This window comes from Tolypothrix sp. PCC 7712 (assembly GCF_025860405.1).
Lineage (GTDB): Bacteria > Cyanobacteriota > Cyanobacteriia > Cyanobacteriales > Nostocaceae > Aulosira > Aulosira diplosiphon.
The window spans coordinates 2,148,203-2,172,640 of record NZ_CP063785.1 but is presented as its reverse complement, the minus strand read 5'-3'; the positions used below and the strand labels follow the sequence as shown (position 1 = coordinate 2,172,640).

At 39.9% G+C, this 24,438-nt stretch carries 19 protein-coding genes; 10 read left to right on the top strand and 9 right to left on the bottom strand.

All coding sequences use genetic code 11. The features are described 5' to 3' along the window. Nucleotides 1-45: 45 nt before the first annotated feature. The 3 genes from HGR01_RS08785 to HGR01_RS08775 all read right to left on the bottom strand — a co-directional run bounded on the left by HGR01_RS08785 (nt 46) and on the right by HGR01_RS08775 (nt 3,869). Complete coding sequence (locus HGR01_RS08785; RefSeq protein WP_045869485.1) at nt 46-1,212, bottom strand: sugar phosphate nucleotidyltransferase; 1,167 nt, start codon at nt 1,210-1,212, stop codon at nt 46-48. 226 nt (nt 1,213-1,438) lie between these two features. Then, nucleotides 1,439-2,269, bottom strand: coding sequence for a segregation/condensation protein A (locus HGR01_RS08780; RefSeq protein ID WP_045869486.1), 831 nt, complete (start codon nt 2,267-2,269; stop codon nt 1,439-1,441). 496 nt (nt 2,270-2,765) lie between these two features. After that, on the bottom strand, nt 2,766-3,869 hold the full coding sequence (locus HGR01_RS08775; RefSeq protein WP_045869694.1) for an AI-2E family transporter: 1,104 nt from the start codon (nt 3,867-3,869) through the stop codon (nt 2,766-2,768). Nucleotides 3,870-4,097: 228 nt separating this feature from the next. Here HGR01_RS08775 and pdxH point away from each other — a divergent pair, with 228 nt between their 5' ends. Beyond that, nucleotides 4,098-4,742 carry a pyridoxamine 5'-phosphate oxidase gene (gene pdxH / locus HGR01_RS08770; RefSeq protein WP_045869487.1) on the top strand — a complete coding sequence of 215 codons (645 nt, stop codon included), beginning with the start codon at nt 4,098-4,100 and terminating at the stop codon, nt 4,740-4,742. Nucleotides 4,743-4,897: 155 nt separating this feature from the next. Here the strand turns inward: pdxH and HGR01_RS08765 are convergent, their stop codons facing one another. After that, nucleotides 4,898-5,821, bottom strand: a complete 924-nt coding sequence (locus tag HGR01_RS08765; RefSeq protein WP_045869488.1) for a DUF3153 domain-containing protein — start codon at nt 5,819-5,821, stop codon at nt 4,898-4,900. 213 nt (nt 5,822-6,034) lie between these two features. Then, a complete protein-coding gene (locus tag HGR01_RS08760) occupies nt 6,035-6,568 on the bottom strand; it encodes a tetratricopeptide repeat protein (RefSeq protein ID WP_194007876.1) in 534 nt (177 codons plus the stop codon). Between the two features lie 361 nt (nt 6,569-6,929). Between HGR01_RS08760 and HGR01_RS08755 the strand changes: the two genes are divergently transcribed. Further along, complete coding sequence (locus HGR01_RS08755) at nt 6,930-7,367, top strand: hypothetical protein (protein WP_045869489.1); 438 nt, start codon at nt 6,930-6,932, stop codon at nt 7,365-7,367. A gap of 435 nt (nt 7,368-7,802) precedes the next feature. Here HGR01_RS08755 and argB read toward each other — a convergent pair whose 3' ends face one another. Next, entirely contained in the window at nt 7,803-8,696 is an 894-nt protein-coding gene (gene argB, locus HGR01_RS08750) for an acetylglutamate kinase (RefSeq protein WP_045869490.1), read from the bottom strand. A 380-nt stretch (nt 8,697-9,076) separates the two neighbouring features. Between argB and HGR01_RS08745 the strand changes: the two genes are divergently transcribed. Together HGR01_RS08745 and HGR01_RS08740 are read left to right on the top strand one after the other, a co-directional pair. Then, nucleotides 9,077-10,480, top strand: coding sequence for an ABC transporter substrate-binding protein (locus HGR01_RS08745; protein ID WP_045869492.1), 1,404 nt, complete (start codon nt 9,077-9,079; stop codon nt 10,478-10,480). A gap of 254 nt (nt 10,481-10,734) precedes the next feature. Continuing rightward, complete coding sequence (locus HGR01_RS08740) at nt 10,735-11,292, top strand: Uma2 family endonuclease (RefSeq protein ID WP_045869493.1); 558 nt, start codon at nt 10,735-10,737, stop codon at nt 11,290-11,292. A 17-nt stretch (nt 11,293-11,309) separates the two neighbouring features. Here the strand turns inward: HGR01_RS08740 and HGR01_RS08735 are convergent, their stop codons facing one another. The 3 genes from HGR01_RS08735 to HGR01_RS08725 form a co-directional block, all read right to left on the bottom strand. Next, nucleotides 11,310-11,957, bottom strand: coding sequence for a PAP/fibrillin family protein (locus HGR01_RS08735; RefSeq protein WP_081583961.1), 648 nt, complete (start codon nt 11,955-11,957; stop codon nt 11,310-11,312). A 283-nt stretch (nt 11,958-12,240) separates the two neighbouring features. Next, a complete protein-coding gene (locus HGR01_RS08730) occupies nt 12,241-13,266 on the bottom strand; it encodes a mechanosensitive ion channel family protein (protein WP_045869495.1) in 1,026 nt (341 codons plus the stop codon). Between the two features lie 66 nt (nt 13,267-13,332). Then, entirely contained in the window at nt 13,333-13,872 is a 540-nt protein-coding gene (locus HGR01_RS08725; protein ID WP_210403079.1) for a hypothetical protein, read from the bottom strand. Nucleotides 13,873-13,919: 47 nt separating this feature from the next. On the opposite strand from HGR01_RS08725, the gene HGR01_RS08720 reads away from it, so the two are divergent. The 6 genes from HGR01_RS08720 to HGR01_RS08695 all read left to right on the top strand — a co-directional run bounded on the left by HGR01_RS08720 (nt 13,920) and on the right by HGR01_RS08695 (nt 24,153). Beyond that, nucleotides 13,920-14,135, top strand: a complete 216-nt coding sequence (locus HGR01_RS08720) for a hypothetical protein (protein WP_045869497.1) — start codon at nt 13,920-13,922, stop codon at nt 14,133-14,135. Between the two features lie 60 nt (nt 14,136-14,195). Next, nucleotides 14,196-15,113, top strand: a complete 918-nt coding sequence (locus HGR01_RS08715; protein WP_045869498.1) for a histone deacetylase — start codon at nt 14,196-14,198, stop codon at nt 15,111-15,113. 263 nt (nt 15,114-15,376) lie between these two features. Beyond that, nucleotides 15,377-19,882, top strand: coding sequence for a translation initiation factor IF-2 N-terminal domain-containing protein (locus HGR01_RS08710; protein WP_071989371.1), 4,506 nt, complete (start codon nt 15,377-15,379; stop codon nt 19,880-19,882). Further along, nucleotides 19,830-21,758 (top strand): hypothetical protein, encoded by a 1,929-nt coding sequence (locus tag HGR01_RS08705; protein ID WP_228045746.1) that lies wholly within the window; start codon nt 19,830-19,832, stop codon nt 21,756-21,758. The genes HGR01_RS08710 and HGR01_RS08705 overlap by 53 nt, the downstream gene beginning before the upstream one ends. A gap of 459 nt (nt 21,759-22,217) precedes the next feature. Further along, on the top strand, nt 22,218-23,357 hold the full coding sequence (gshA, locus tag HGR01_RS08700) for a glutamate--cysteine ligase (RefSeq protein ID WP_045869500.1): 1,140 nt from the start codon (nt 22,218-22,220) through the stop codon (nt 23,355-23,357). 334 nt (nt 23,358-23,691) lie between these two features. After that, a complete protein-coding gene (locus HGR01_RS08695; RefSeq protein WP_045869501.1) occupies nt 23,692-24,153 on the top strand; it encodes a tRNA (cytidine(34)-2'-O)-methyltransferase in 462 nt (153 codons plus the stop codon). Nucleotides 24,154-24,438: the final 285 nt, after the last annotated feature.

Below are 24,438 nucleotides of genomic sequence, written 5' to 3'. Positions count from 1 at the left end.
TACCAATTACCAATGCCCCATGCCCCATGCCCCATGCCCTATCCCCTAAATAGCAGTCGTATTGAGCAATTCTGCGATCGCTTGTCTTTCTACTGGAGTATGAGATGGTGGGGATTGACGTGCATCAGTGATCAGCCAGTCTAAGGCTGCTGCTTGGACATCAATGGTGGCTCCAGTTTTATCGACACAATAACGCCCAAACACTAATTTATCTATGAGGCGAACTTCTGGGCCGAGGCGTGACCATTCAAAAATCACGCTGTTCTCTACTGTCGCCCCGCTACAAATCCAGCAATTGGGGCCAATCATCGCCGGGCCGACGATTTTCGCGCCGTCTTCAATTCTGGTCATGCCACCAATGTAAACTGGGCCTGTAATATCAACTTTGTCCCAATTGACAGCAACATTTAAGCCTGTGTAAATTCCAGGTGCAACCTCATGTCCAGGGATTTGGACGTTTTTAATTTCACCTAGTAGTACACCACGAATCGCCCGCCAGTAATCTGGTACTTTACCAATATCTACCCATTCAAAATCCATTGCGATCGCATGGAAAGGCGCGCCAATTTCTACCAGTTTGGGGAATAGCTGACTACCAATGTCGTACTCAATGCCAGAAGGAATATATTTAAATACTTCCGGTTCAAAAATGTAAATCCCGGTGTTGATGTTGGTGCTGAGGGCTTCTTCGGTGGAGGGTTTTTCTTGGAAAGCTTTCACACGCCCATCGTCGTCAGTCACGACGACACCATAGCTAGAAACCTCTTCCTTGGGAACAGATTTCGTAATAATTGTAGCGATCGACCCTTTAGCTCGATGCCACTTGACTGCTTCAGTTAAATCTAAGTCAATCAAAGCGTCACCGCACAATACCACAAAAGTATCATCGAAAAACGGTGAAAAGTCTTGGATACGCCGCATCCCGCCAGCAGATCCGACTGCTTCCCCCACCAGTGTACCGTCCACAATTTGCCCTTCAAAGGAATAGGCAATTTGTACACCAAACCTCTGACCATCACGGAAATAGTTTTCAATTTCCTCTGCTAAATGGCTCACATTGACCATAATTTGGTCAAAGCCATGCTGACGCAACAGTTCAAGTAAAAATTCCATTACTGGTTTTTGCAGTATAGGAATCATCGGTTTGGGGATTGTATAGGTAATCGGACGGACTCGAGTACCTTTACCCGCTGCAAGAATCATCGCCTTCATAAAGATTATTCCTCAACCACAAGCCAGTTTACTTTCAACAAGTTATACTTCATTGGTTTATTGTTTTTATTCATCCCTGATAGCACAGATTAGGGGAATTTGCTGATTTTTGCATCTATCGACATCGTCATTTAACGAGCAATGGCTTACTTTTTAAATTTACCTAGACTTTGGGTTTGATGGCACCGTAGTCTATAAATTATCTAAATAAGTAGATAGATATTGCTCAGTTCATAGGCTGCTCCACGGGTTTGTGAGTGTTCGCGGAATCTATTAGTAAACGAATTTTAATTTCTTGGTAAAACTCCTCTTGCAATAGCTCTACTTTGGATTGAGCTGATAGCAGTAGCAGTGCCCAGAATACGCTAACTAAGTGGCTATGTGGTGATGTATGAGCAGAGCCATTTTGGTATGGCTGTTTACTCTCGACCCATAACTCCACAAGCTGTTCCAAATTCAAATAATTTTGTTCCAAATGTAATTTTTGTGCCGACAGCTGTAATACTTGCTCTAGTTCTCCAGCTACTTCCGTCAAATTTTCTTGGTGTGCCAGTTCTAGCGCGGCTCGCATACTTTGCACAGTCGGCTGACGGCGAGGACGGACTGGTTTATTTGTTTTTTGGACAAGTTTGAGCTGGTTCGCCATGATCTGCAATTGGTCAATTAACTCTTGCAGAGTTACCCGACGTTTAGGCGGAGGCATTGCAGCTGGACGACGACGCAAGTGATGCTCTAAAGGCAGGCGATTAACTGGGTGTAATAGCCCATTTTCGGTTTCTAGCAGCGCGTCATCAAGTATCAGTTCTTGTTCATCTGCGGCTGATTGCAATTGCATCAAGGTGTTGGCTTTGAATAACACCAACATTGATGCTGATAAAAAAGCTTGTCCAGATTGAGATAAATCGGCTTCATAGCCTCTAGCTGTGGCCTGCGGTGCCATTAGTTCTAAATAACGGTCAATTACCTCAATTACCTGAACATCCCAAGGATCAATTTCTCCTTGTTCAGCTTGCTTGATCAGAAGTGTAATTGTTTCTAATAGCTCGGACGCATCCATTAATTAATTTTGAGTAATTAAGTTAAAAAGTGCCTAACTTTAACACTGGATTTATTGGGCAAGAATTACTTGCTAGTATCGTAGATAAAAATTAGCACAGGTCTTATCTATCTCATTCGATTAGAATATTTTGTAATAAATGATACTTAATAACTAGCAGGCAATTACTTTTATTCTCATTGTGAATGCTAACTTTAGATTGTGCAAGTTTAGTTTTGCAGAATTTTGGATAATACATTTATTGCACCCGGAAAGTCAAATAGTATAATTCTCACCATAATCGATGAAGTATAACATGAGGTTTTTACACTTTGAAATAAGTAAATAACGTAATTTAAAATACTTTATCGTTTGGGTTTTTTCAGTAAATATGGCGCTTTTTTCGTTTTAAAATAATTTGAAATTTTATCTCTTCGATAGTTTCCACAGTCGAAAGTTTCCTCATTACTCATTACTCATTACCCATTACCCATTACCCATTACCCATTACCCATTTCTAACTTTTACTTTCTTCATCAAAGTCAGATGTGTAATTATTAATAGAAAAATGTGATACGAAGTTAGCAGATTCACCACTTTTTAGAGCATCAAATGTGCCTTTAATAGTGCCAGCAATAGGAACAGCAACGAGTGTTCCTAGTAAACCTGCTATTTCAAAACCCATTAAGATTGCTACAAAAATCCAGATGGGATTTAGTCCAATAAAGTCACCCAGTAATTTAGGCGCTAATAAGTTATCTTTAACCTGCTGCAAGAGAATCGCCGATAAAGCAACTTGCACTGCTAACCACCAATTTTGGAGCAGTACTAGGATTGTGACTAAACCAATGCCAAGAGTTGCACCCACAAAGGGGATGAGTTCGCCTATGCCAATAACTATGGCAAACAGTAAGGCGAATGGTACCCTCAGAACTAAAAAAATTGGTGTTAGAGTCACTACCATAAATAGCCCTAACAACAACTGACTGAGAAAGAAGTTCTGAAAGTTTAATCTTAAGGATGTTGTTAAAGGAATTCTAATATTAGATGGTAACAGACTGACCAAACCAGCCCAGACGCGATCGCCATATATCAGCATATAAAACGCTAGCACGACCACGAGTACAACATTGAGTATTCCTGAGAGCAGTGTGCCGGCAAATCCCACCGCACCCGAAGCTAACTGCTGCACCAAATTTTGGATGTTAGCATTAATTTGATTAGCCACTATTTGCAGATTTATGGGTAACCGCCGTTGTTTTGCTAAAGCTTCAACATGTTCGAGATTTCTTTGACTGCTAGTTAACCAATCAGGAATTTTATTTAAAAGTTGAATTGTTTGGTCAAGTAGCATGGGTACTAATGTGACACCCAAAATCACTACTAATGTAAAGGTGACCAGCAAAACAATAATCACCGCCTGTGTGTGGGTGATGCGCGCGCGTTTAAAGAACTGTACCGGATAATTTAATAAAAAAGCCAGAATTGCCGCAGAACTGAGGATAGTGATGGGATGCTGGAAATAGTGAAATACTACCGACAATAACCACACATTAAGAGCGATAATCGGGCCGCTCAGACCATAAATTAATAAACTTTGAAGGGAGGCTGAACGGCGGATCATATCAATTTTGGATTTTGAATTTTGGATTTTAGATTGAAAGTCTTTACCAAAAAGCTTCTCTGGCAAGCTCAGACAATATTATTTATCCCAATTTGGTATCAGATGCAATATTTTTTCCCGATTTCTCGAAAAAAATTGCTCAATAGGTGTTGGTGCTGACTATAAAAGATATTTTGAATAAAGATATCTACAAAGCTGATCTAAATACCAGGGGAGAACATCACCATGAATCAAACCATAGCTGACCTTCGCAAAGACTATACTTTACAAGATTTGAGCGAAACTGAGGTTCATCCTAATCCTTTTATACAATTTAGACAATGGTTCGATCAGGCACTAGCAGCCCAACTCCCCGAACCTAATGCCATGACTTTGGCTACAGCCATGCCAGATGGTAAACCTTCGGCCAGAATGGTACTACTGAAAAATTTTGATGAGCGAGGCTTTGTCTTCTTTACCAACTATAACAGCCGTAAAGGTCAAGAACTAGCAGAAAACCCTCAAGCTGCATTAGTGTTTTGGTGGGCGGAATTAGAACGCCAAGTTCGCATAACAGGACAGGTTGAGCAAGTTTCGGAGGCGGAATCCGATCAATATTTTTACAGCCGTCCTGAAAATAGTCGCTTGGGTGCATGGGCTTCTAATCAAAGCGAGGTGATAGAAAGCCGAGAAGTTTTAGAGCAGCGCTTGCAAGAATTGCAGGACAAATATGAAACTCAGGAGATTCCTCGGCCTGTGAATTGGGGAGGCTTGCGTGTCATTCCCACAGAAATTGAGTTTTGGCAAGGTCGTCCTAGTCGCCTACACGATCGCTTGCTTTATACTCGTATAGATAATGGCGATTGGAAAATTGAGCGTTTATCTCCTTAATAAGTGCTGAGTTGAAAGTGCTAAGTGCTCTGAGAGACGCGATTAATCGCGTCTGTACAAGAGTTCAGAGTTAAAAACTCGCTTGGACTTAGTAAAGCTAGTCGCCTCTAACGCTGGAGACTCAGCACTCAGAACTCAGCACTCAGCACTCAGCACTATTCTGATACTGCTGGTTTTGGCGCAAACTGCAATCTGGGATCGGGCATAAATGTATATCTGAGATAGATTCCACCCCAGACAAACAAAGCAATTAGCAATGCACCAATACCAAGGGGACTAGGAAGCCAAAAAACTACTTCTATGTGGTTGAGTTCCCCAGTTCTTAGCTTCCACACTAGTTGATTGTTAATCTTTTCTGGCTCAATGGGATTTTCACCAATGGGGATGTTTTGCGCTCCCAATGGGGTTTTCAAACTAAAATTCAAATCGAGAATTGAACCTGCGTTGGCTAAAACATTACCATCACTAGCAATTAGCGAGAGCGATCGCAAATCTAAATCATAAATTACGCGATCGCGTACCAATAGTAAAAAATTGTTCTCCTCTATGAGTAAGTTAGATTCAACTTTTGGTAGTTCTGAGTCAGATTCAGCGGCTACAGGCTCAGTGTTTTGATTGATGTGGGAGCTAAAAAACTCATTAAATTTTGCTTGTAATTCTTGCCCATTAGTGAAAGGAATCGTCACAATCACTTCTTCTGGAGAAATTCGCTTTGCTTTCCCTTCCAGTTTGCGGGCGCGACGTTCTATACTGTTTAACCATTCATAAACATAGTCGCCACTAAAACTGGTAAGCTTTTCTCCTAATTTAATATGCTGCACTAATTCCCCATGATTGGAGTTGCTAAAGTTTACGCCTACGTCATACTGCACACAACCAGTTAACAGTAATGATGCTAAGATGACTACCCATAAAATCGGTTTTGATGTTTTGGCGTTGCTGCTTTTTTGGGAGAAAGAAAAGATGGAGTTAATTGATTTATAGCCAAAAAATTTTGTTAACAATTCTCTTGTTTTTATAACAAAACTTAACGGTTTAATTAACCAATGGAAAACTTTTCCTAGATATGACGAATTCATCAATAATTAGTCTCCGCGAGTATCAGATGTTCAAGGATGAAGGATAAAGTATCAGGGCTAAAGTATGAAATTAACCCACAGATAAATGAATAGAGCATAAATATTGAAAAACTTTCATCCTTCATCCTTTTCAGCCCTATCGCTATTTTCCCACCTGAAAGATATAGGTGGAAAATTCACATCCAAAAGTTTTAAACTTTGGACTTTTGACAATTAAATATTCAGCCAAACCAAGTATCCCAAGATTAACCCGATAACAATTAATGCCAGCCAAATAAAGCGGTTATCTTTGGTATTGACCTGGCTGAGATCAACAAATTCCGGTTCCGGTTTTTTGGTGCTAGTAGCTGGGCGTGGCTTGACAGATATCCGCACTTGTGATTCATTTTCGGGTAATTTGCCCAAATCGGGAATTTCTGTCATCCACTCGCTGGGTCTTTTCAGCTTCGGTGCTTTTAAGATGTAGAGTAAATGCCGGGCTTGTTTACTGGTTTCTGAGTAGGGATGGCGTTTGAGTTGTTCGCAAAGGGCGATCGCATCCTCTGTTCTCCCCGCAGCTTCATAAGCGGTTACCAACCAAATTTGCACTTCGCCCCCAAAGCGAGAATTACCAGACAAGAGGGCGCTGGCTTTTTCCAGATTCTCTACAGCTTCTCGATATTGCCCATTTTCAAAAGCAACTCGCCCAGCTTGGTAGCGAGATCTGGCAAGTTCTAAACTTTCTGCATTCACGTTCTGTACACACATCAGTAGTTCTTAAATTTATTGTGCCAATGTCAGCAATCATTGGGAAATGTTTTCGGGGTACATAGCACAAATGAACTACCCCTACCTTTAGATGGATGTGGAATTTCACGAGACTAGCTAAAATTTTTATGAAAATAGTTACCTGTGCTTTTTCAATATTTCTTAATCACCGCAGCAGTACTAAAGATGCACTACTGAGGTATGTTAAAAAATGCACACTAACATTGATGGAAAAATAATTTTCTTAGTCAGCACTGAAGTACTGATCAGAAATCCATAAAAAGTTAGTAAACCAATCATTCAGATACCAACAATCAGCAGCTACTGAAAATTTCAGTCGATCAAACTGGGGAAGCAAAATATGGCTAAGATTAAAGATTTACAACGGAATTGGCTGGGTGCAAGCCTCACTCTGGTATTACTCAGCGCTACTATTGCCCCTGCTGCTGCTCAGTCGGTGATTATTATTAACGGTGGAAGGCAAACACACTTAGATGACTCATTCGGATATGGGAATCAGAGGTATAATCATATACGTGTAAATCCGGTGAGAGGAAGAACGCATTGGAATAATGATTACCGCTATCGCCAACGCACTGATTACCGTTATCCCACAACTACCATCTACACTTATCCTCAATATCGTCAGAATAATATCTATCCGGGTTTAAATACACCCTCTGTAGTTAACCCCATCTTCCGCAACTCAACAATCAGAAATCCAGTATTTGACCGTCATCCTGGATATAATCAACCATTCAGAAGGCGATCGCAAGTCAATATTCTTTATCCTTGGTAATTTGATGGTTGAGTAAACTGCCCAACTGCCCAACCAATAGCTAATCCTATTTTGTCAGATGGGGAGAATCTAATTCAATGCAGGTCAGATAAGATCATTGGTGATTGATTTATGACTTGTAGAAAAAGCTAGCTCAATTGGGGGATTCTCCCCCAAGCCCCCGATTGGGGGACGGTTGCGTCCCCCAAACCCCCTCCAAAATTATTGTTCGGTTTTTTGTTGAGTAACTAGTTTTGTAGTTTTGTTATCAATTAATTTTCTTAACTGAACTGTATTGGAATCTAATTGCCCCAAAGTTTACAGGGCTTTAATTGCCACGTTTTATCTATAAATTTTAGTTTCTGTTAGAAAATAAAGCCTCAAAAATTGATGAAAAAAATAATCTCAGAATCAATCTGAGATTATTTTTTTTTGAGAGTGACAAAACAGGTCTAATCAGCCTCTAAATTGGGAACCGAGAATCATAGTTCCAATCCCAACATCAGTAAAGATTTCCAATAGCAAAGCGTGGGGAATGCGTCCATCAATGATATGTGCAGCCTTGACTCCTTGAGCAAGCGATCGCACACAACAATTGACTTTGGGAATCATCCCCCCGCTAACTACACCCGTGGCGATTAAATCTCTCGCTTCGGGTATATCCACTTTGGGGATCAAAGTCGAAGGATCTTTGTAATCTTTTAAAATACCTCTGGTGTCAGTCAGTAAAATCAACTTTTCTGCACCTAAAGCGGCTGCGATTTCTCCAGCGATGGTATCCGCATTGATGTTATAAGCTTGTCCTGTCTCGTCGGCGGCGACACTAGACACAACTGGAATATAGCCATTACTAGCTAGAGTTTCTAAAATTTTGATATTGACATTACTGACTTCCCCAACAAAACCGATACCCTCTTGACCTTGGGGGCGGGCTGTGATGAGATTACCATCCTTACCGCAGAGTCCCACAGCCAAACCACCAGCTTGGTTAATCAGCTCAACAATTTCCTTATTAACTCGACCCACCAACACCATTTCCACAACATCCATTGTGGGCGCATCAGTGACTCGCAAACCATTCTTAAATTGCGGTTCAATTCCCAGCTTATCTAACCAACTGTTAATTTCCGGGCCGCCACCGTGGACTAAAATCGGGCGCAAGCCGACGCAGGATAAGAAAACAATATCGCGGATTACCTGATCTTTGAGGGTGCTATCTTTCATAGCCGCACCGCCATATTTGACAACAACAGTACGTCCAGTGAACTGTTGAATATAAGGCAGAGCTTCGCTAAGTACCTGTACACGAGTGGCTTCAGTTTGCCTAATATACTCAGTATCGTTGACCATTACGAGGAGCTTGTAAGACTTAAAACCTATGCAGTCAGTGTAGAAGACTTTGGAACTGGTAACAATGGGGAATTGGGAATGGGGCATTGGGCATGGGGCATTGGGCATTGGGCATTGGGCATTGGGCATTGGGCATTGGGCATGGGGCATGGGGCATGGGGCATGGGGCATGGGGCATTGGGCATGGGGCATTGGGCATTGGGTAATCGGTAATTGGTGTTTGTTCCTCATCCCTAGTCCCCAATCCCCAGTCCCCAGTCCCCAACCCCCGCAATCGCGGTAAGCTGTTATTGAGTTGCAGGGTTTGCCTATTTTCTTCGTTCTGATTGTAGTTAGTAGAGAAAATACCAACTCTACCGGGCAATCTATATCAATAACTTATGAATTCTCAGAAAGAAACTAAGCTGCTAATTTTATCTCTGCTTTGTACTACGGCTGTGTTAGGTTTGGGCTTGTGGGTGTGGAATCAATTTTCCGGTAACAGTTTGACTTCCTTAATACCTGGTAATAGTTCGCAACCAGTTAACGGAGGTTCTCAATCACAGCGAATCAGTTTAGGCGAGAAAATTTTAGTGGCTGCTGATACGAGTGCTGATAAAGAAGCTGGAGTACAAGCTTTTGCGAAAGGCGATTTTGCTACTGCTAGCACTAAGTTAAAATCATCACTGCAAAAACATCGCAACGATCCAGAAAGCTTAATTTATTTAAATAATTCACAAACAAAAAATACTAATGCCCTGAAAATTGCCGTGAGTGTACCTATCGGGGGGAATTTAGATGTGGCAAAAGAAATTCTGCGGGGTGTAGCTCAGGCGCAAGATGAAGTCAATCGTAGCGGTGGTATCAATGGTAAACTTTTGCAGGTGGCGATCGCTAACGATGATAATGAGGCTAACCAAGCTCAACAGATTGCCAAGCAATTTGTCCAAGACACCAGCATTCTGGCTGTAGTGGGACATAACTCTAGTAATGCTTCGATTGCGGCTGCACCAATTTACCAAGAGGGGGGATTAGTAATGATTTCTCCTAGCAGCACCGCACAAAATCTTTCTGGTATTGGTAATTATATATTTCGCACTGTTCCTAGTAATGGCTCATTTGCTGCTAGCCTGGCTAATTACACTATTAAAACAGCACGTAAAAACAATATTGCTATTTGTGCAGACTCAAAATCAATTGATACCCAATCTTTCAAGGATGAGTTTATCAAAGGTATAGTTGCTGGTGGTGGTAAAGTTAACCCTATAAATTGCGATGTTGCTGCAGCTGATTTTAATCCCAGCGCCTTAATTTCCCAATTCATTAGCAGTGGTGCAGATAGCTTAGTTTTAGCGCCTCATGTCGATAGAATTAACAAAGCTTTAGATTTAGCAGCTGCAAATAACGGTAAATTAACATTGTTTGCTAGCCCCACGCTGTATACATTCCAAACTCTACAGGTAGGTAAAAGCGATGTAAATGGCTTAGTTTTAGCTATACCTTGGCATCCCCAAGCAATTCCAAGCAATCCTTTTCCACAAAATGCGGTGAAACTTTGGGGCGGAAATGTAAATTGGCGAACCGCTACAGCTTATGATGCAACAATTGCGATCGCTAAAGGTTTACAACAAGATAGCACCCGCGATGGCTTAGAAAAAGCGCTGCATAGTCCCAGCCTAGTTGCTAATGGTGCTACAGGTAAAATCCAATTTTTACCATCAGGCGATCGCAATGGCACAGCAGTTTTAGTAAAAATTCAACCTAGCAATAAATCTGCGACTGGGTATGACTTTATGCCATTGTAGTGCTGAGTAATGAGTTGCAACAGACGCGATTAATCACGTCTGTACAAGATTGCTGAGTTGAGTAATGTAATTCAAACCTATCAATCTAGATGTTGCCAATATTTTGTAATTACATCAATTTGAAAAAAGAATGCGAATTGTAGGGGCTAGGCACTGCCTTGCCCTCTAGAATATATTGATATGTCGCCAACATTATTTCATTGATTATTAAGAATTACGAAAAATAAATGTTAGAGAATTTGGCAAGAAAAACGATGAGTACACTAGTCAAATCCATCACATTAGAAGAATTTCTTCAATTGCCAGAAACCAAACCTGCTTCAGAGTATATCAATGGAAAAGTGAGTCAAAAAGTGATGCCTCAAGGAGAACATAGCCTACTACAAGTAGAACTCTGTGAAAGAATTAACCAAATAGCTAAACCTCAAAAAATTGCCCTAGCTTTTCCCGAACTGCGTTGTATTTTTGGCGGTGCGGCTATAGTTCCTGATATTGCGGTATTTCGTTGGGAACGCATTCCTCGTGAACCATCAGGCAGAATTGCTAACCGTTTTGAAACTCATCCTAACTGGGCAATAGAAATACTTTCTCCAGAGCAAAGTCAAGCCAAAGTTCTGCGTAACTTACTCCACTGTTCTCAAAATGGCACAGAACTAGGATGGCTAATTTTTCCAGAAGAAGCGAGTATTTTAACTATATTCCCAAATCAAAGAGTTGAAATGCTAACAGGTAAAGATTCACTACCTGTTCTTAGTAATCTCGATTTATCTTTAAGTGTTGAGCAAGTTTTTAGTTGGTTAACCCTTGAGTAAGAATTACGCATTCAAATTTATCGAAATTTGTCAGGTAAATCTTGAGATTTAGTCAGAATAAATAAACTACCATCTCCACCACGCCCTATCCTTAAAGTTTCATCTAAATAAGTAATATCTAGGCTAGGAACTCGTCCTTTAGGATTACTAGCTGGAACAACTTTAAATGGGTTGAGTTGAGGGGTATTAATGCCAAGAATTTTTTCAATTGATAAGTAGCGTTTTTCAAAATTGACTTGGATACGTTTGTCCAGTAGATTCGATAAATCTTCTTGGATAGGCTCAAAGCTAGCTGCAACTTTCACGAAGCCTGATATGATTTTCAGAGGATGTTGCACAAAAGCTATATTGAAGAATGATTTATTTGCAACATTAATTACTTGGTATACTTTACCTACTTTTAACCCCAATGGTAGAGAAGCTAAAGCCCGAATTTCTCTAGCAGTGGAGTATTTCAATAACCAAGTTCCATTCAGCAGAGAAATAGCATTAAGCAGAGGTTTGGGATTAGGATTAATACTTTCGAGTTCTGTTGTTAATTGCTCAATTTCTGTGGCAGTATTTTCGTCTATCTCTAAATTGGTGACATGAGAACTATCACCATGCTTTTGAATTTTATCAAGCTGCACTAGAAATTGTTCTTTAAGGGTTAGTTGAGTATTCAAGGTTATTGATTCTCCTTTGATAGCATGGATGATGCGTTACGGCTAAATATCATTAACTCTCAGTCCCCAATCCTGTCATAGCCGTAACACGTCCTAACTAAGATTTACTTGATAAATGCTTTATCTATTATAAATTTTGTCTGCTTTTATAAATGCTAAAACCTCGAATTTTTCAGGATATCTCAAAAATTCGAGGTTTCAATGTAGAAATCAAGACATTATATTGTTGTAAATACTGCACGAACACAAAAAATATTACAACTCTAATAATATTGCAAAATGTTTATTGTCCAAGTTTGGCAGCATTTTCGGGTATAAACAATTCTCTAGCTGGGAAAGGAATTTTAATTCCTTCTTTCTGATATCGTTTATGTAATTTTTTAATAAATAAATGTCTGCCAATACGTTGGTCAAAAAATTCATTGACGCGCATATAAAGAGTAAAATCTATACTAAAATCTCCAAACTTGTGGAATCTGATATATGGTTCATTGGCGATTAATTGTGGTGCTATTTCTGCCATCACTTCTTTAGCAACTTCCACTGTTACCCTTTCTACCTGTTCTAAGTCGCTCTCGTAATCAACTCCGACATTAAGTGTGAGAGTAATCTCTTTAACTGGCAGATGGTAGTTAATAAAAATTGCTGAAGATAATTTACAATTGGGTACAATGATGACGTTATTTGAAAGTTCCCTAATAGTTGTATTACGCCAAGAAATATCTATGACATATCCTTCATGACTATCTGCTAGTTTGACATAATCTCCAGTTCTGACTTGCTTAGAAATTAGCAGATAAAAGCCCGCAAATAAATTCTCTAGCGTATCTTTGAGAGCTAAACCTACTGCTAAACCGCTAATACCTAAAGTCGTAATTATTGGTGTGATTTCTACACCCACTGTCTGCAACAGAATTAGCGTTCCTAGAACAAAGACAGCAGTCTTAGCGATATTAGAAATGAGTGATGCTGAAACTCCTTCAGATCTAGTAATAAATAAATTGATAAAACCAGCAGTCAATCTAGCTACAACTATTGTGACTGAGTAAAGTATAACTATAGTAACTATTTTGTGCAGGACAGTGGCAATATCTGGTTTGATGGGAGCGCTAAGAACTGCTGCAGAAAATCCTGCTAGCACGAACCAAATAAATGTCATGCGATGCAATGAGAGAAATATAAGTTCACTTCCAGGAAGTTTTGTTTTAAGAACAAATGTTTTCAACTTCTTGAAGAAAAATTTCTCCGCAATTATTCCTGCTAGTAAGCCAGCAAGAACAAATACAACTGGCAGAATCCATTGCATCATAATCAATTTGAAATGAAGTATTTAAGATTAGGGTACTCAGTCAGGGTAACGTATGTTGGCTTAATTTTACCTTGTGAGTTGTCGAAGTAGCTGTTTGAGATTTTCTGGACTCATGCTAACTTTGACTTCTAGCTGTTGTGATGCATCCTGCAAAGTGAGAATGTAGTTTTCACCAGATGAATTATATAAATATTGGGGATTTGTTAGTGAAATTGTTTCATAAACAATCGATGGAAAACCTACACGGATAACTAGTTCTTTTTGTGACTTAGGAAAAATATATAAATATTGGTTGAGGCTATCAAGTATTAATTGATGTGGCGTGGTGTTACGTTCAACAGAAGAGTCAGGTTTACGCCAATACAGTGTAATACCACGAATATCTGGGTTGGCGATCGCAAAGGCTTCATCAAACCGCTTGGGTTCCCAATCTAATTGATCGACTTCAGTATTCTCAGTAATTATCCTCTGTTGCCAAGTAACTTTTTTACTATTGAGACTTGCCCAGCATTGGCGAATAGTAGCTAGGTGATGTTGATTTTCTGGATTATTGCTACCTAATTGCCATACAGTTTTTAGTTGCATCATCGGATACAAATCAAGCACGCAGGCTTCCTTACTATGTTTTCATTGTCACTTCTTAGTGTAGACAAATGTGGGGGATTGGGGACTGGGGACTGGGGACTGGGGACTGGGGACTGGGGACTGGGGATTGGGGATTGGGGACTGGGGACTGGGGAGATGAGGGAGATGAGGGAGATGAGGGAGATGTAGACGCGATAGCGGTGAAGCAGTGCGTTGGGCGGGTTCCCCGACTTGAAGCAACTGCTGAACCCGAAGGGCTTCCCGTAGGGTGGGAGATGAGGTGACAAGGGGAAATAACAAACACCAATTACCAATTACCCATTACCAATTACCAAACACCAACAATGCATTTACCAATTATTTATCATCCTGATTACGTTGCGCCGCTACCAGAGGGACATCGGTTTCCAATGGGGAAGTTTCGACAGTTATACGAATTGTTAATAAGTGATGGGGTGGCGCAAATTGAGCAATTTCATACGCCTGTGCTTCCGTCAACAGAATTGATTGAGTTGGTTCACGCTGGTAACTATGTTCGAGCTTATTGTGAAGGAACATTAGACTCCAAAGCACAGAGGCGTATAGGTTTGCCGTGGAGTCCGGCATTGGCAAATCGTACCTGTGTAGCGGTCGGTGGTACAATACTGACTGCCCAATTAGCGCTGAGTCAGGGTTTAGCTTGCAATACGGCTGGCGGGACTCATCATGCTTTTCCCAGTTATGGATCTGGTTTTTGTATTTTCAATGATTTAGCGATCGCATCTCGCGTTTTACAAAAACTCGGACTAGCTCAACAAATCTTAATAGTGGATTTAGATGTACATCAAGGCGATGGTACGGCTTTTATCTTCCAAGATGATGACAGCGTTTTCACATTTTCTATGCATTGTGAAGTGAATTTTCCGGGTACTAAGCAAAGCAGCGATTTGGATGTCCCTTTACCAGAAGGGATGGAAGATGATGCCTACTTGCAAACTTTAGCAAAGTATCTACCGGATTTATTATCGGCTGTGAAGCCAGATATCGTTTTCTATGACGCAGGTGTCGATCCACATATAGGCGATCGCCTGGGAAAATTAGCTTTAACCGATACTGGGATATTCCGTCGCGAAATGCAGGTTTTGAGTACTTGTGTCAGTGCTGGTTATCCCGTCGCCTGTGTTATTGGTGGGGGTTACGCCGACGATTTGTCATCGCTGGTTTGGAGACATTCTTTAGTACATCGTGCTGCGAGTGAAGTGTACAGACAATATAAACTATAAACTTATAGTTATTCCTCAACTCCAGGATGAAAAATCGCACACCCTAATCTACAACTTTAAAATCTCCATCTTTCTCTTTGCGCCTCTGCGCCTCTGCGTGAAATTTTTATACTTAAACTTCCGCACATTTTATCAAAAACGCACCGCAAATCATCCAAAAGTAACAAAAGAATAAGAGTTTGAGAGAAATTTTGCGGACATCATCTTTAGCTTTAGCAATAGTTTTATTCTCATAAATATCAAATATTACAGAAAATTACTGGATGCAAAAATCAAAAGTTAGAATCTACGAACTTTCAAAGGAAATAAATGTAGATAGCAAAAAGCTATTAGTCATATGCCAGCAACTTAACATTGTCGCCACAAGTCCTAGCAGCACCATTTCTGAATTTGAAGCAGAACGTGTTCGCAAAGCTGCTAAACCAGCAGTTACTAAAGTTGCTACCACTCGCAAAACTAGTTCCTTGAAAATGAAAATGGCCTCAGAAGATTGGGGCTATATGTTCGTAAATTCAACAATTGATAGTTTAATCCGTCATTTAGCAGGCGCGGATGCAGTTGCCGAATATCCTGATTTTAGCGAACGCCGAGAATATGCCCATGAATTAATGTGGGAATGTGTCGGGCAAAATCCTTGTCTATTTTATCTACGTCGTAAAGGTGCAGGAAGAGCAGCCAAAGAAGAAATTTGGGAATTAATAATTGCCACTGATTCTGAGCATAGTAAATTACCTTTAAGACTGCAAAAGTTAGGTAAAACTCTTGGATTTAAAGCCGCAGTACATCCCAATGGCTACGAAGGTTTAAGAATTTTATCTGCTTATTTACTGCCAATTTCACGAGGCAATAATGATGCTTATGCTGTACCCTTCCGCTTGCGGCTTCTGCCTAACCATGAGCATCATATCGGTATCCCCTCAACTGTATTTACACAATTAAAAAATACGCCAATTTGTGGCGATTTTGTACCTACAGAAGCACAACTGAAAGCATGGAAAGCCTTTTTGCAGATTGAAGAGAAGATTGCTCAAGCGCGTCAGTTTTGTGTACCTTACCGTCAGCATAACTATAACTTTAAAAGACGCATCAGTTTTCAAATTGATGTTAACTCAGCTACCCTCGATGGTTCGCCTGAAAATCTGTTGGATGTTGAAAACTTCTGGGAACGGGTAAGGAAAGCAAAAAACGAAGACATCAAATTATTTGAAACTGCACCCAATGGCAGAAATTGGCAGCAAAGTCGCTTATTAGGTTCCATTGAAGAAATTGATATCAAAAATCGCATCATTGGTGTTAGGCTGGAACGCGATTTTGCTGATTACATGACAAGCGGACGCTATCAACTTCCTGATACTGGGTTTTTATGTTTTGAAGCAGTTGGCGATATTAAACAAATTCAGCGCAAGAAAAAAGCTTTAGATGATTTAAATAATGGACGCACACAAAATCCCTATTTAGGGAATTTCTTATTCGATGCTGCCCAAGCTCGACCTATTCATCAAACTGTACAATTACCAATAGAAGATTTATTATTATCATCTGCTAATCCTGGTCAAAAAGCAGCAGTAGAAACAGTACTTTCTTCCGAAGATTTAGTTTTAATTCAGGGGCCACCTGGTACAGGTAAAACAACCGTAATAGCTGAGATTTGCTATCAAGTCGCTTTGCGAGGTGGGCGGACTTTGATTGCTTCCCAAGCGAATTTAGCAGTAGATAACGCCCTGAGTAGATTAGTTCATAACCCTGTAATTCGGGCGATACGTAAGGGACGTGCTGAGAAAGTTGGTGAAGAAGGACAACCGTTTTTAGAAGACCAAGTTATTGGCACATGGTTAGATAATACTGCTAGTGACTGCGAAAATCGTCTCAGTAATCGCCGCCAAAATTTAGAAAATTATCGTCAATTATTGGCATTTTATCCAAGATTTACAGCTTATATCCAAGCAGAAGAAGAATTCCAAGTAAATCAGGAAGAATTAACGCATAAACAAGCTAAATTACAAGTTAATCTGCAACAACAAGAAGCACTGTTTCAGGATGCATTAGCTAAGAAAGCTGAAATTGAAACCTTAATTTCTGGTTTAGAAAATCTTTTAGATTCTCCATCAATAGTTAATTGGGAAGCACCAGAAATTACCAACTTTTTGCCGCATTTGCGCCCATATACTGAAGGTAATACTTTAGTTAAAGACTTTTTGGTAAATGTCGCTAAAGCTGTTACCTTGACTGATAAACTTGAAGTCCTTCGCCCTCAATGTGGTGCTTTTGGATTGGCTGTGTGGTTACGTGAAACTGTCGCCAAGGGAATCCCTGATTTTAAAACTGCATTAATTTATGCTCAAAGTGCAACTGTAGCGATGTTAGAAGTTGCAGCCGCAGTTCAGGTTTTTAAACAGCATTCCAGCAATTTACAACAATTACAAAAAGATAATCAGCAATTTTTTAGCAAACAGCACAGTTTACAGCAAACTATTCAAAATTGGGAAACTCGCAAGCAGGAACTTGAGTCTGTTATCGCTGCTGTTAAGGAATGGAAGGCTACAGCTAATACAGGTTTATCGGAAATTTTAAATAATGCTCGGCAGACTAATCAACCTTTAACCTTAGAGCTAATACAATTACCGCCAGGATTGGTGATGTTGGCTAATTCTTTAAAAATATCATTAATGCCAAGCAATTATGCAGTTAATCTACCAGACTGGGATTTATTAGCAAAGGCGATCGCTTACGAAATCGAGGGAGAATATACTGATAGAAAAGGTAGACAGCATAGTTTTAGCTATTTTCTCCAGCAGAATTTTAGCAAAATTCCTTTATTTTTGAAAACGAGCGATTGCACTCAATGGCAAGAAATTGCTCAACAGGTTAATAACTATCAATATTTAACGCAAAATCAGCGAAAAACTATAGTTGATGCAGCCCAAATTTTGTTGAACAGGATTCAGCAAACCTATGGCGCATTATGGGAAGCCAAAAATATTGAAGCGACTCTCAACCAAATTACCCAAGAACTCATAGAAAGCATCCTTAGCAACGCGCGCCAATGCGTTTTTAAAGTTAAAACTGAAATAGAACAGCATTTACAACATCTACAACAACAGTTAAATGAACTGCACAATCATGAAACTGCATCTCAGCAAATATTTAATATTCAAAATCAGATAGAAACAGCCAGACAAGATGCTAATGTGAAACTGGCAAGAGCAATTAATACTTTGCAAGAACTCAACCAACAGCCAAACATTCCTCAACAATTACGTACACTAGTTGACCAATATCTCACAACCCAAGCTAAAATTTGGGAGCATCCACAGGAATTTTCTAAACATGTCCATGCTTGGATTAATCAGCTAAGTCAGTTAGAAAATTTAATTACATCTCTAGAGCCATTTGCGGTATTAGAAAATATCAAATTCTCTTTGATTGAGCAGTTATCAATCTTACAAGAAGAAACAACAATTGTTCAACAACAGCTTGAGACTTTAAAATTAAAGTTAGACAAAATATCTGAACAGACGCAACCAGAATTATCAGAGACTTTATTATTAGAGCGCAACTGGTGGCAGATAGAATGGCAAGGGATATCTGATAAATTTAAAATTCCCAGTTCTACCCCTGATTTATATAATTTAGAATTTTTACGCAGCATCAAATCTCAATTTGAGGCTTTACAAGAGCAACTCACTCAAGATGAAGTTTACCTCGATCGCTATGGTAATTTTATTCAAGATTGGATTGAAAAAGTACGCAACCCCTCAGAACGCGATCGCCACGATTTAAGACAGGTATATTTAGATAATGCTAACGTCGTCGGTATCACCTGCGTGCAAGCTGCAAATCGTGATTTTTCGGAAGAATTTCAATGCTTTGATGTGGTGATAGTTGATGAAGTTAGTAAGTGTACGCCACCAGAATTGCTGATTCCTGCTTTGAAAGGTAAAAAATTAGTCATGGTAGGCGATCATAAACAATTACCACCAATGCTAGATACTAGTACTTTAGAAGAAGTTGTGCAAGAAATTGGCAGTAGCAGAGAAGAATTGCAATTTTTAGAAGAATCTCTCTTCAAGAGCCAATTTGAAGATGCGGATCAAAGCATCAAACAAATGTTAACTACCCAATATCGAATGCACCCCAATATTATGGGCGCAATCAATCAATTTTATGAGGGTAAATTGGAATGTGGAATTTCACAGCCAGATATTAAACGCGCCCATGATTTAGCTGGAGAAATAGTTCAACCTCAACACCATTTACTTTGGGTTAAAATGCCCAAAGAAGATGCATTTCAAGAACAGCGTGAAGGTACTTCTTTATTTAACCTTCAGGAAATCGATGTGATTGAAGCTTTGTGTCAGCAATTTGAAAATTCTTGGGCTGCAAAAGTCGCCTGTGGTGAACCGAAAAAAGAAATAGCTGTAATTACATTTTATGGTGCTCAACTCAGAAAAATTGATGAACGCCTCCAATCAGAACTTTTCCCCTCACTGCAAATTCGTACTGGTACAGTTGATAGATTTCAGGGTATGGAACGCCCTGTAGTGATTGTGAGCATGGTTCGCAACAATAATAAAGGAGATGTGGGATTTGCGAAAAAATCAGAACGGGTAAATGTCGCTTTTTCTCGCGCCCAAGAATTGCTAGTAATTGTAGGCTGTCACGATTTATTTACCAAGCAACCTGGTAAAGTCGGAAATATGTACTCAGAAGTTGCTAATGTTGTTAGTCATCATGGAGGTTTTGTTGATGTTTCTCGCATCCTCAAATAAACCCATTGATGATAGCCTCAAGAATTTAGTCGAAGAAATTCCCGCTCAAAATCCGCACTTATCAGTTTTAGCTGCTCGTCAATTGCGCTATAGTTTGCAGCAAACAACTGTAGAATTAACTATTACAGAACCTCGTCCGTTAAATGTCCTAGAAGAATTCATCATTCGTGCTGGAATAGAATTTGATCCGCCACCAACAGCCAAGGAATTAGGATCTATTCTGGGACTTGATAGCATATTTGTGGAAAGTACAATCAAAACTTTGCAAAGGTTACAAACTCTTGCACCCAAATCGCCAATTACAGTGACAGAACAAGGGCGCTTATTTTATGAAAAAGGTTCTGTACCCCAACCACCCTATGCTGTACAAATTTATGCAATTACAGATGTTTTAAGTGACAATATTACCTTTCAGACTGAACCATTAAACGAGATAAATCTCAATCTGCCTAATTTAGCAAATTTTTTAAATATCAATTTGCCAAATCAAGATATATCTTCCGTAAGTTTAGAGGATATACAAAAGAGCCTACAATCTTCAAATGTAGCGCTTCATGTACCTGAAGCTGGGAAGATTGTCACAGCTTTTAGGGTATTACAAAACCCGCAAATTATTTGGCGCAAAATATCAATGTTTGTAATTTATGATGCCAATGAAGATAAAATTAGTATTCAACTGCGGCGCGGAAAGGAAATTTTAGATTCTAGTTCAAAATGGCTAGATAAATTGCTGTCTGAAGGGAAAATCTCTTTAGCCGAATTGTGCAAATCATCAAACATAGCCACCAATTTTGAGATAGAAGCGACTCTAAATCATAAAAATGCCGAAATAGAATCTAGATTTAACAAGATTCGCCAGCAAGCTTTAGAAATTAAGGGCAAAACTAGCGCGAAACGCAAAAAATCGGGTGATTTTGGTAATGTAATACAATTAAGCGATCGCCAAATTCATCAAACTTTTTTAGAAATTATCAATGCCGCGAAATTTCAAATAATTATCTATTCACCTTGGATAAATCATGTAATTGCCAATAGCGAAATTTTAGCTGTGTTAGAACAAGCAGCAAAACGCGGAGTTTCCATTTTAATTGGCTATGGAATATCGCCGCAAATAGAACAACCAATATCAACCGAAATACCAGCTATCAGAACACCCGAAGGCTTACCTTATATACAGTTAGCCGATTTAGCCGATTCCCATATTAAAGAAGTAATAATTGATAGAGAAATTTATATTTGTAGTTCCTACCAATGGCTTGAATATAGCGGCGAACAAATACCATTAGGTGAGTCCGTTTATCAAGTGACAATCCCCCAGCAAGTTAATGAAGCTTATGAGTTTCTCAACCAGCGCTTCCATAAACATGTTCAACAATTATGGACAAAGGCTTTAGAAAATCGTGACACTCAATTAGCTAAAGATTCTCTGTATCTATGGGGTGCTATGGGAATAGAAAATATAGCATTGAAAGAAATAGAAAAAAATAGCTGGCTAGAATTACTTCCTGTATGGCTAAATATTCTCTTGCCAAAAATAAATCCCCAAAACTCACCCGATGATTTAGTAAGTGTGAACTTAGCACTTTCATTGCTGAGTCAGGTAGCACCAGAAGCACCCTTCATTGATTCATTGCAGCAGGGATTGCGTCAATTTATTAATGCGATCGCCACACAGAACCGTGACACTGCTGTCAATTTACTCAATAATGAAGTATGGTCAGAGTTGCTTCGTCTTCATATTGCTCAAGAAAATGATTCAGTCGATGATTTTATCTCGCAACAGACTTTCCCTCAGCAACCTGCTAAACAGGAACCAGCAACAAAAATAAAAAAAGTACCAACAGAAAAGAAGACGAGGAAAAAAGTCAAGGAGTAAATACAAGATTTCACAACTTTATGACAAGTTAAAGGCCCAAAACCTCTGCGTGAATTGGGCTTTCACAATACTATTTTCTGATGCAAATCAGCACTAACTTTATGGGAATATATCAATATGGGGTAACTATTTGCCTTTAAACAAAATTGGTGTTTATCCTATATAAGCGATCGCCCGGGAATCATAAGCTTAATTGTTACCTAGTCCCTAATGCAAAAGGCTGCTCATGAGGTCTATCGGCAGAATGGATCGCAAAGAAATATTTATTATGAATCACTAATACTAAGGACATAAATTATTTATGCCTTTAGTATTGCTGCTTTCTGGGCAAATAGGCGAAATGCTTGTGTTTCTTAGTTTCTGGGTAAAAAAATCTAAATTGAGCTGGACTACCACATCCATGCAGAAAATCGTCGTGTTCGATACAATTTATAGGCTAGGAGAGCCGAGGAGAAAAAGGTGAGGTTATTAAAAGGCTTTGAAATTGAAATGTATACGGGCACACCTCAGGGTGAAATCGTCGGTCTCTCTGACAAAATAGTTGAGGCTATGCCAAGTTTTATGCGAGAGCCAGATAGCCGCAACGTTGAATATGTCACGAAACCTTTACAAAGTTTTGAGCAGCTATTGTGTGCCCTAGTACGTCCTCGCCAAGAACTGAGAAAATACCTCAAGCAATTGGGTGACTATACCTTAATTCCTGGTAGTACCCTGTCTTTGGGTAGGAGCGATCGCTTCTTCCGTTCCGATCCTAAAAATCCCTATCACGACTATATAGAAAACACCTACGGCACAAAAGTAGTGACCGCTAGCGTACATATTAATGTAGGGATTAGCGATCCAGAAACATTAATGCGGGCTTGTCGCGTTATTCGTACCGAAGCACCTTTATTCCTCGCCCTCAGCGCCTCATCCCCCTTCATCGATGGCAAAGCGACTGGCTATCACTCGACTCGTTGGGGACTCTTCCCCCAAACTCCTAGCCATGTACCTCTATTTTCTAGCCATGCCGATCATATTCAATGGGTAGAACAACAGTTAGCTGCTGGAACCATGCAAAATGTTCGTCATTTGTGGACATCAGTGCGTCCTAATGGCGATCGCCGTCCTTATGATTTAAATCGCTTAGAACTGCGAATTTGCGATTTAGTCACAGATCCCATTGCATTACTCGCAATTACCGCGTTGCTGGAAGCTCGTCTGTTGCAGATAATAGAAAACACCCACATCGATCCGTTAACCCAAAGCACCTTTACCCCCCAAGAACTAATTGCTGTCACTGCTAGCAATGAAGCCGCAGCTGCAGCAAATAGTTTGGATGCTCAATTGACACATTGGCAAGATGGCAAAACTATTATTGCCAGAGATTGGATTGCTCAAATGTCTGAAGAACTTTGGGCGATCGCTAAAGAAAGAGGATTTAATTGCTTCCTTTCTCCTTTACAGAAAATTTTGCGCGAAGGTAATGAAGCTCAACAGTGGCTACAATTGCACGCAGTTGGGGTTGATGCTCAACGTGTCATTACCCAAGCAATTGTTACTGCTAAAGAACGGGAAATTGAATTAGAAGATAAATTGTGTTCCCCCTCAATGGCGTAACACCCCATCCCCTCCCCAGTTACAAATGGTAGATTTTTTTGAATACTTGGGAGACCCCAGGAACACGACCAACTAGCGCCTGACTGCCAAAATTTTAGTAAGTTGATTTTCGCGTCATGGCACTAGTTGATCATAAAAATTTAATAATTGATTGTTTTATCTTATGAATACTCTTAGATTTCCTTTTAAGAGTTTATTGTTTTATGTTTTAAAAAACTAATCAATAGAATTAGCTTCATAATTATTAAGAAAACCTATAGATAATCAACATACATTGGTAAAATGTGTCGAGATGATACATTGTTGTTTCTACTACATTTTTACCACTGAGAAAATGCCGCAGGTAGTTTTAGTTAATCCCCAAATTCCGCCGAATACAGGCAATATTGCCCGGACTTGTGCAGCTACGGGTACAGAATTACATTTGGTAGGGCCTTTGGGGTTTGAAATTAGCGATCGCTACCTCAAAAGAGCAGGTTTAGATTACTGGCCCTATGTCAAACTCAACTATCACCAAACGCTAGAAGACTTTAAAACCGTACATCAGGAACGTGGCGGCAGATGCTTGGGCTTCTCTGTGCGTGGCAGTTCCAATTATGCTCAATTTCAGTTTCAAGATAATGACTGGTTGCTATTTGGTAGCGAAACCACAGGATTACCGCCCACAGCTTTGTCAGCCTGTGATGCCACTCTCTATATTCCTATGGCGCAACCCAATGTTCGCAGCTTAAATCTGTCTGTAAGTGTTGCTGTAAGCTTATTTGAAGCCCGCCGCCAATTGGGATATTTACAATAGGGCATGGGGCATTGGGCATGGGGCATTGGGCATTGGGCATGGTAATAGTATTTATCTCCTTGTCCCTTCACTCCCTCATCCCCCTCATCCCCCTCATCTCCCTCATCTCCCCAATCCCCATTACCCCTTATCCCCAGAGGGGGCCCCGAGTTCCCCAGTCCCCAATCCCCCCAAATTCCCCCAAATATATCCATTGTTACAGCTTCAATAAAGTGAATGGATATACTTGATTCTGAAAGCTTTTTGCAAGCTCGGTAAACAATACTTACGAATGTAGGTGAGCTT

What these genes read in the sequence shown, in the direction of transcription:
- HGR01_RS08785 (WP_045869485.1), bottom strand. Translation starts at nt 1,212, where the DNA reads ATGAAGGCGATGATTCTTGCAGCGGGTAAAGGTACTCGAGTCCGTCCG.
- HGR01_RS08780 (WP_045869486.1), bottom strand. Translation starts at nt 2,269, where the DNA reads ATGGATGCGTCCGAGCTATTAGAAACAATTACACTTCTGATCAAGCAA.
- pdxH (WP_045869487.1), top strand. Translation starts at nt 4,098, where the DNA reads ATGAATCAAACCATAGCTGACCTTCGCAAAGACTATACTTTACAAGAT.
- HGR01_RS08765 (WP_045869488.1), bottom strand. Translation starts at nt 5,821, where the DNA reads ATGAATTCGTCATATCTAGGAAAAGTTTTCCATTGGTTAATTAAACCG.
- HGR01_RS08760 (WP_194007876.1), bottom strand. Translation starts at nt 6,568, where the DNA reads ATGTGTGTACAGAACGTGAATGCAGAAAGTTTAGAACTTGCCAGATCT.
- HGR01_RS08755 (WP_045869489.1), top strand. Translation starts at nt 6,930, where the DNA reads ATGGCTAAGATTAAAGATTTACAACGGAATTGGCTGGGTGCAAGCCTC.
- argB (WP_045869490.1), bottom strand. Translation starts at nt 8,696, where the DNA reads ATGGTCAACGATACTGAGTATATTAGGCAAACTGAAGCCACTCGTGTA.
- HGR01_RS08745 (WP_045869492.1), top strand. Translation starts at nt 9,077, where the DNA reads ATGAATTCTCAGAAAGAAACTAAGCTGCTAATTTTATCTCTGCTTTGT.
- HGR01_RS08740 (WP_045869493.1), top strand. Translation starts at nt 10,735, where the DNA reads ATGAGTACACTAGTCAAATCCATCACATTAGAAGAATTTCTTCAATTG.
- HGR01_RS08730 (WP_045869495.1), bottom strand. Translation starts at nt 13,266, where the DNA reads ATGATGCAATGGATTCTGCCAGTTGTATTTGTTCTTGCTGGCTTACTA.
- HGR01_RS08720 (WP_045869497.1), top strand. Translation starts at nt 13,920, where the DNA reads ATGTGGGGGATTGGGGACTGGGGACTGGGGACTGGGGACTGGGGACTG.
- HGR01_RS08715 (WP_045869498.1), top strand. Translation starts at nt 14,196, where the DNA reads ATGCATTTACCAATTATTTATCATCCTGATTACGTTGCGCCGCTACCA.
- HGR01_RS08710 (WP_071989371.1), top strand. Translation starts at nt 15,377, where the DNA reads ATGCAAAAATCAAAAGTTAGAATCTACGAACTTTCAAAGGAAATAAAT.
- HGR01_RS08705 (WP_228045746.1), top strand. Translation starts at nt 19,830, where the DNA reads ATGTTGTTAGTCATCATGGAGGTTTTGTTGATGTTTCTCGCATCCTCA.
- HGR01_RS08695 (WP_045869501.1), top strand. Translation starts at nt 23,692, where the DNA reads ATGCCGCAGGTAGTTTTAGTTAATCCCCAAATTCCGCCGAATACAGGC.